At 63.3% G+C, this 7,331-nt stretch carries 6 protein-coding genes; 4 read left to right on the top strand and 2 right to left on the bottom strand.

Going from position 1 to position 7,331, the window contains the following annotated elements:
• Positions 1 to 341 precede the first annotated feature (341 nt).
• Both J0M27_RS20935 and J0M27_RS20930 read right to left on the bottom strand, forming a co-directional pair.
• Positions 342 to 1,493, bottom strand: coding sequence for an FAD-dependent monooxygenase (locus tag J0M27_RS20935; RefSeq protein ID WP_294996533.1), 1,152 nt, complete (start codon positions 1,491 to 1,493; stop codon positions 342 to 344).
• On the bottom strand, positions 1,490 to 3,142 hold the full coding sequence (locus tag J0M27_RS20930) for an AMP-binding protein (protein WP_294996530.1): 1,653 nt from the start codon (positions 3,140 to 3,142) through the stop codon (positions 1,490 to 1,492). The genes J0M27_RS20935 and J0M27_RS20930 overlap by 4 nt, the downstream gene beginning before the upstream one ends.
• 107 nt (positions 3,143 to 3,249) lie before the next feature.
• Between J0M27_RS20930 and J0M27_RS20925 the strand changes: the two genes are divergently transcribed.
• From J0M27_RS20925 to J0M27_RS20910, 4 genes are all read left to right on the top strand, one after another.
• Complete coding sequence (locus J0M27_RS20925) at positions 3,250 to 4,152, top strand: LysR family transcriptional regulator (protein WP_294996528.1); 903 nt, start codon at positions 3,250 to 3,252, stop codon at positions 4,150 to 4,152.
• 415 nt (positions 4,153 to 4,567) lie between these two features.
• Positions 4,568 to 4,954: a type II toxin-antitoxin system RelE/ParE family toxin gene (locus J0M27_RS20920; RefSeq protein ID WP_294996525.1), complete on the top strand. Its 387-nt coding sequence runs from the start codon at positions 4,568 to 4,570 to the stop codon at positions 4,952 to 4,954.
• Positions 4,938 to 5,315, top strand: a complete 378-nt coding sequence (locus J0M27_RS20915; RefSeq protein ID WP_294996523.1) for an XRE family transcriptional regulator — start codon at positions 4,938 to 4,940, stop codon at positions 5,313 to 5,315. The genes J0M27_RS20920 and J0M27_RS20915 overlap by 17 nt, the downstream gene beginning before the upstream one ends.
• Positions 5,316 to 5,490: 175 nt before the next feature.
• Positions 5,491 to 7,053: a methyl-accepting chemotaxis protein gene (locus J0M27_RS20910; RefSeq protein ID WP_294996520.1), complete on the top strand. Its 1,563-nt coding sequence runs from the start codon at positions 5,491 to 5,493 to the stop codon at positions 7,051 to 7,053.
• Positions 7,054 to 7,331 lie beyond the last annotated feature (278 nt).

Raw genomic sequence — 7,331 nt, 5'->3', positions numbered from 1 at the left:
CGCGCGGGGTGATGGTGCCGTCGCGACCGTTGTAGTTGGAGACACAGCAGGCGCCATACTTGATGCGGTTCTTGACGGTGTATTTGCCCACGGTGCCCGGCTTGAACAAATCCTTGAGCTTGGCTTCCCCCGGTCGTTTCACGGCGATTGTTGTCACGGCAGTTTCTCCTGATGGCCCGGCGATCGGCGGGCGTTGAATTCTGAATAGGGCGTCACACCGGCGAAAGCCGGTGTCCAGTGTCGTGATGCTTCTGGATTCCGGCGTTCGCCGGAATGACGACTTGACACTTGAGCGATTCGTTAATGGATACTGTATACATTACGTGCAAACCATTGGTGCGTCAATACGAAGCGCCGAAGATTTCGGGGTGGCTGTGCTCCCAGGCCGCCGCCAGTTTCGGGTCGCGCCGCGCCACTTCCTCGTGGTCCACGCGCCCGGTGCGCGTCATGTAGCTGTAGGCAAAGTCGACCGGCGAGAGCCGGATCAGCTCGTCCATGCGCTCGTACCAGCGGATGCTGGCGCTGGCGGCGTCGAGAATCTTGCTCATCGGCGGCAGGCGGCGCTCCCGGTAAAGCACCAGCGCCTGCGGCACGCTATCGGTGTCACGCAAGGCCTTCCACAGGGCAATCGCGTCCTCCATCGCCAGGCGCGTGCCCGAGCCGATCGAGAAATGGGCGGTGCGCAGCGCATCGCCCATCAGCACCACCTTGCCAAAGCTCCATTGCCGGTTGGTGACCGCCGGAAACTGGCGCCAGTAGGACTTGTTGGAGAGGATGGGCTGGCCCTCCAGTTCCCTGGCGAACACCTGCTCGCAGTGGCGGATGGTTTCCGCCTCGCCCATGCGGGCGAAACCGGCGCGCTGCCAGGTCGCGTCCGTGACCTCGACCAGGAAGGTGCTCATGATCGGGCTGTAGCGGTAGTGGTGGGCGCAGAAAACGCCGTGCTCGGTCTCGCGGAAGGTCAGCGACAGGCTGTCGAAGACCTTGCTGGTGCCGTACCAGATGAAGCGGTTGGGTCGCATGTCGGTCTCGGTGCCGAATTCGGTCTCGTGCTCGTTGCGCACCCACGAAAAAGCGCCATTGGCGCCCACGATCAGGTCGGCCCCCGCCAGCGCCAGATCATCGAGCGACGTCACCTCGCTGTCGAATTCGATGCTTACGCCCAGTGACTCGGCATGGGCATACAGGCGGCCAAGCAACTCCAGCCGGCCGATCGAGGCAAAACCGTTGCCGGTGATCGGTACCGGCGTGTCGTTATGCACGATGGTCAGATTGGGCCAGGTCTCCATCAGCGGCATGAGCAACTGGTACATCGGCTCGTCGTCGGCACGCAGAAACTCCAGCGCCCGATCGGAGAACACCACGCCGAAGCCCCAGGTCGCGTCGCGCGGGCCGCGCTCGAAAACCACGACGTCATGCGCCGGGTTCTCGCGTTTCATCAGCGCCGCGAAGTAAAGCCCGGCGGGACCGCCGCCGATGATGCGTATTTTCATGTGCCGGCCTTTTCCGTTTCGATCTTCGCCGCGATCATCTCGCGCAGTTGGCGCTTGAGGATCTTGCCGACGGGACTCAGCGGGAACTGGCTCACCACCTCCAGCCGCTCCGGCAGCTTGAAGCTGGCGATCTTCTGCGCGCGCAGGAAGGCGATCAGTTCCTCGAAGCCCACGGTCTCGCCGTCTTTCACGATGACGAAAGCGCAGGCCTTCTCGCCGAACACCGGGTCGGGCATCGCCACCAGGGTCACGGCCTTGACCTTGGGATGGCCGAAAATCAGGTTCTCGACTTCCTCGCAACTGATCTTCTCGCCGCCGCGGTTGATCAGGTCCTTGCGCCGGCCTTCGGTGAATACGTGGCGGCCAACTTTCCTGACGATGTCACCCATGCGGTAGAAGCCATCCGGCGTGAAGGCCTCGGCCTGCTTTTCCGGCGCCTTGTAGTAGCCCTGGATCGTATACGGCCCGCGCGCCACCAGTTCGCCGGGTTCGCCGTCGGGCACCTCCTTGCCGTCGTCGTCGAGCACCTTGATCTCGTCGTCCTCGCAGACCGGCACGCCGGAACTGGTGAGCAGCATGTCTTCCGGCGCATCCAGCGGCACCATGTTGATCAGGCCTTCGGCGGTGCCGTAGATCTCCTGGGCGATGCAGCCGAAGCGCTCGCGCATGCGCCCGCGCAATTCGGGCGCCAGGCGCGCGCCGCCGTTCTGGATCACCTTCAGCGACGACAAATCGTAGTTGTCGGGAACCGGCGAATTCAGCCAGTTGGAGATCAGCGGCACCACGGCGGCGATCACGCTGACCTTCTCGCGCTGCACCAGCGCGAACACATCGGCCGCGTCGCCCGAGGGCGCCAGCACCACTGTGCCGCCGTAGTAGAAGCAGCCAAGCATGCCGGGCGAGGCCAGGTTGTAGTTGTGCCCCAGCGGCAGGATGGCCATGAATACCGTGGCCTCATCGAAGCCGCCTGCCTTGCCGCACAGCCGCGCATTGAGCCCGTAATCCTCGTGGGTGCGCGGGATCAGCTTCGACAGCGAGGTCGTGCCGCCGGAAAGCAGCATGATGGTGACCTCCGCCGGGTCGGGCTCGTGGCCGGCCAGCCGCGCCGCGACGGCGGCATCCGACAGCGGCGCGGCGATCATCGCGCGCAGGTCGATCTGTCCCGCGCCCGGCTCGCCGGCGACGAAGACATGGCGCAGGGCGGGTGCCTCGGGCCCGACTTCGCGCGCCATCTCGCGGTAGTCGAAGCTGCCGATGCGGTCCGGGATCACGTAAGCCGTGGCGCCGGAGGCCGTGAGGAAGTGGCGGACCTCGCTATGGCGATGGGCGCGCAATGCCATCACCGGAATCGCGCCGATGCGCGCCAGGGCGAAGTAGGCAAAGACGAATTCGGGGCCGTTGGGCAGTTGCAGCACCACGCGGTCCTGCGCCCTGACGCCGGCGTCGAGGAAACCGCAGGCCAGGCGCCGCGAACCGGCGACCAGGTCGGCGTAGCTCAGGCGCAGATCGCCGCTGACCAACGCCGTCTTGTCCGGAAGCCGCGCGGCAGTACGCTCCAGCAGTTGCGCAATCGTGATGCCCTGCCACCAGCCTTGGCGGCGGTAGCGCGCCGCCATGTCGGCGGGCCAGGGTACGCAGCCTTCGAGCATGCCTGTCTCCTCGTCGTAGCCGGGTGATCCCGGTCTGTGATGGGCGGACTCTAGGCCAGATTCCGCATTGCGCCTAGTGAATGACATGAATACAATACATTCACCAAATGAATATCAAGAATTTCGACCTCAACCTGCTGGTGGTGTTCGACGCGGTGCTCGGCGAAGGCTCGATCAGCCGCGCCGCCGCCCGCCTCGACCTCTCGCAGCCGGCGGTGAGCAACGCCCTGGCGCGCCTGCGCAAGGCCACCGGCGACCGCCTGTTCGTGCGCCTAGGCAACGGCGTGGCGCCGACGCCCTATGCCGCAAGCATCGCCGAGCCGATCCGCGCCGCGCTGGCGGCGATCGGCGCCTCGCTGGCGGGCCGCCAGGAATTCGACGCGGCCACCTCGCAACGCGATTTCGCCATCCACATCACCGACCTCGGCGAAGCCTTCTTCCTGCCGCGCCTGCTGGCGCGCCTGAACCGCAGCGCGCCGCGCGTGCGCCTGCGCAACCTCGCCTTGTCCACCGACGAGGCGCGCGAGGCCCTGCGCAGCGGCGCGGCCGACCTGACCATCGGCAACCTGCCGGATTTCGAGGCCGGCTTCTACCAGCAGCGCCTGTTCCGCGACCGTTACGTCTGCATCCTCAGCCGCGACCACCCGACCATAGGCGCGCGCCTCACGGCGCGCCAGTTCGCCGCCGCCAGCCACGCCATCGCCATGCCCGGCGGCACCGGCCACGGCATCATCGAACGCACCCTGGTCGACCACGGCCTGGAAAGCCGCATCGCGCTGCGGGTGCAGAACTTCCTCGTGCTGCCCAGCATCGTCGCCGCCTCTGATCTGATCGCCATCGTCCCGCACAGCGTCGGCAGCCAGATCTCGCCCAGGGATGCGGTCAAGTTGCTGCCGCTGCCAGTGGACATTCCCGCCTTCGACATCCGCCAGTGCTGGCACGAGCGCTACCACGACGACCCCGGCCACCGCTGGCTGCGGCAGCAGTTCATGGAATTGTTCTCGGCCTAGAAAGTTCCCGCAGGGACGCAGCGCGCTGGCGCTGGCGGGACGGCGATGAATCCGGGAACCGGGAATGCTGTGTCGACCTTTTGGCGGCCGGCTCGGCTCGGCCAGGAACCGTCATTCCGGGGCCGCGAAGCGGAACCCGGAATCCAGCATCCTTGCTCGAACGCCGCTGGATTCCCGCGTTCGCGGGAATGACGGCAAAGGGCACACTCACGTCATTGGTCCGAACACGTGACGCGCAGAGTTGCCTAAGTCTTAAACGCAAAAACGCATCGATTCCCCAATCGAACGGCTCTCCGCAGTCGGTGGAACGACCAAGCCAATAGTCGGCGCTGGCGGCACGGCGACATGAGTTCATCGGGCGACTGCGTTCATCGGACCACTTGAGCAAATATGGTTTTAAGTACATAATTTGTGCATGAGTTGGATCGTCCTCTTTCACGACGATTTCGCCGCCGAATTTGCGGCCCTGCCCGAATCCCTGCAGGATGAACCGCTGGCCCATGCTCTGTTGCTGGGGGATTTCGGCCCCGAATTGGGGCGACCGACGGTGGATACACTGAAGGGGTCGAAGCACGCCAACATGAAGGAGTTGCGCTTTGGCTGGTCAGGTGAAGTATTGCGCGTGGCTTTTGTCTTCGACCCGGCGCGACAGGCGATTCTGCTGGTGGGCGGCGACAAGGGCGGCGCGGATCAACGGCGCTTTTACAAACGACTGATTGCGTTGGCGGACGCGCGCTTCGACGCGCATCTGGTCACACTGGCCGCAACGAACAAGGAGCATCGACATGGCAAAAAAACTTGATCACCTGCTGGAGCGACTGCCGGCCAAGCGCCGCGCCGCCATCGAGGCGCGCGCGGGTGAACTGGCGACGCTGAAAGACTTGCGCCAGGCCGTGGCGCAAACTCAGCAAGACCTTGCCGCCTCTCTGGGGGTCGGCCAGGACACCATTTCACGGCTGGAAAAGCGCAGCGACATGCTGCTCTCCACGCTGCGCCGCTACGTCGAGGCGATGGGCGGCAAACTGGAAATCGTTGCGCAATTTCCCAATCGTCCGCCACTGGTCATCGACCATCTGACATCCAACAACATGCCGCGCTCGGGTTCGCGTGGCAAAGCGGCTGCCCGACGTCGAATCAGAAAGTCGGCGGCGGCACGGCGGTAATCCGGGAATCGGAAATGCTGTGTTGGCCTTTGCTGGCTGGCTTAATTCGGCCAACAGTAGATAGCCAGGACTGTCGCCGGATAGCTGCCGTTCAGATAGTCAATCACCAACATCCAAAGCGAATGGCTCGCGACACGGGTAAAGAATAGTAATAAAGTAAGCAGCAGAAGGAAGAATGGGCAGTGAATGGAGTCGGATCGAGTTCGCTTGCTGCAATGACCCGTTCGACAATTCAACCGGGCTGCGAATGGATACCGTCGATTCGACCGGGGAGGGTTCGGAACTTCAACCTCCGGCAATGGAAGCCGGCACTGGGAGGACGGACATGTTCAACCTATTTCGCCGAAGCACGGCCGATGCATCGGGAAGCCCGCCGAAGTTTCCCGCGCGCAAGAAGGCGCGTGATTTGCAACGAACCCTCCAGGAAATGGGGGTCGGATTGGCCCACGTCTGCCATACGCTGACGCGATTGACGCAAGAGTCGGACAAAGCGGCTACACAGGCGAACCGGATCGCCGACGAATCGGTTGCGATTCGGGCCCTTTCCGAGTCGGTCGCCGATCGCGCCGACCTCGCCGCCAGGAACGCGCGGCGAACCAGAGAAAAATCGGAGGTGGGATCGGCCGAACTGGTGCAAGTCGTTTCGGCAATGACTGCGATGGCGGAAAGGGCGCAGAATGCCGAACAGGGGATGAACCGTCTTGCCGAGGAAATGGCACGCATACAACAAGTAACCATAGCCATCCAGACTATTGCCCGGCAAACCAACCTGCTGGCATTGAATGCCTCCATCGAGGCCGCGCGGGCAGGGACGCAGGGGCGCGGATTTGCGGTCGTTGCCGCCGAAGTACGCAAGCTCGCCACGGAGGCAATGACGGCTTCAAACGAAATTACCGATGTCATTACGACCATTCAGGAGCACGCCCGGGCTTCCATCGAAACCATCGCGGACCTGAGTGCGAAGTCCGCCGCCGTTGCGACTACCGCGACGGAAGTCGGAACTCAACTGACGACGATCCTGAATGACGCGGTTGCCTCCGAAGAACAGGTCAGCTCGATTGCCACGGATGCGCGACGCACGCAGAAGACGGTCGACGTGATTGCGGCCCTGGCGTCCGAGGGCTACCGTCGGATGGGCCACTTCCAGGATGAACTGACTCTCGCCTCGAAACAGGCAGAGAAGCCGGGCGAGCAGGCATTCAGCGTAATGGTGGCGCAGGGGTTGGACTGTGACCACACGAGGATGTATCGGTCTGCCAAAGCCGCCGCAGAGAAGATAGGAAAGCTTTTTGCAGACGCGATCGCGTCGGGGGCGATATCTCGCGAAGATTTCTTTTCAGATCAATACAAGCCGATACCGAACACGAAGCCGCAAAAATACACAAGCCGGTTCGACGCGCTTACCGATCGCGTCCTCCCGGCAGTGCAGGAGTCGTTTCTCGAAAAGAACCCGAAGGCGACATACGCGATCGCGACCGATCTACGCGGCTACGTTCCGACGCACAACAATCGCTTCTGCCAGGCGCTGACCGGGGATCCGGAAAAGGATCTGGCCGGGAATCGGACCAAACGCATCTTCGACGACAAGACGGGCGCCCGCTGTGGAGCGCACACCAATGACGTGCTCGTTCAGACCTACAAGCGCGATACCGGCGAGATCATGCACGACCTGTCCGTGCCGATCTACGTCAACGGCAAGCACTGGGGCGGCTTTCGGGTCGGCTATCCCCCGGCTTAGGCCGCCCTGAATTGCAACGGCCCAGGCGCCCAGACTCCATTTTCCCAGGCGCACAATTTGGCATCGGCGGAGTACTCCGTCAATCCTGTCTCGACACCAGTGTTGACCCGCCTCACGACTATTCCGCCGACCTGCCTTGATGAAATACGGGCTAGCCCGGATATTTCACCAGCCCCCATGACTTGGGTGCCGAGCTATGCCGAATAGGTGGATCGTGATGCCCGGGAGGGATAGTTGATCAAGTTTTGATCAATTGAGCGAATTCTGGACGAACCTCC

It is taken from the genome of Sulfuritalea sp. (genome assembly GCF_017302275.1).
GTDB lineage: Bacteria > Pseudomonadota > Gammaproteobacteria > Burkholderiales > Rhodocyclaceae > Sulfuritalea.
Note: the sequence above shows the minus strand (reverse complement) of the source record. Positions and strands in the feature narration are given on the sequence as shown.

Excerpts from the sequence above, each read along its gene's own strand:
- J0M27_RS20925 (WP_294996528.1), top strand. The coding sequence starts at position 3,250 with ATGAATATCAAGAATTTCGACCTCAACCTGCTGGTGGTGTTCGACGCG.
- J0M27_RS20910 (WP_294996520.1), top strand. The coding sequence starts at position 5,491 with ATGGGCAGTGAATGGAGTCGGATCGAGTTCGCTTGCTGCAATGACCCG.
- J0M27_RS20920 (WP_294996525.1), top strand. The coding sequence starts at position 4,568 with ATGAGTTGGATCGTCCTCTTTCACGACGATTTCGCCGCCGAATTTGCG.
- J0M27_RS20915 (WP_294996523.1), top strand. The coding sequence starts at position 4,938 with ATGGCAAAAAAACTTGATCACCTGCTGGAGCGACTGCCGGCCAAGCGC.
- J0M27_RS20935 (WP_294996533.1), bottom strand. The coding sequence starts at position 1,493 with ATGAAAATACGCATCATCGGCGGCGGTCCCGCCGGGCTTTACTTCGCG.
- J0M27_RS20930 (WP_294996530.1), bottom strand. The coding sequence starts at position 3,142 with ATGCTCGAAGGCTGCGTACCCTGGCCCGCCGACATGGCGGCGCGCTAC.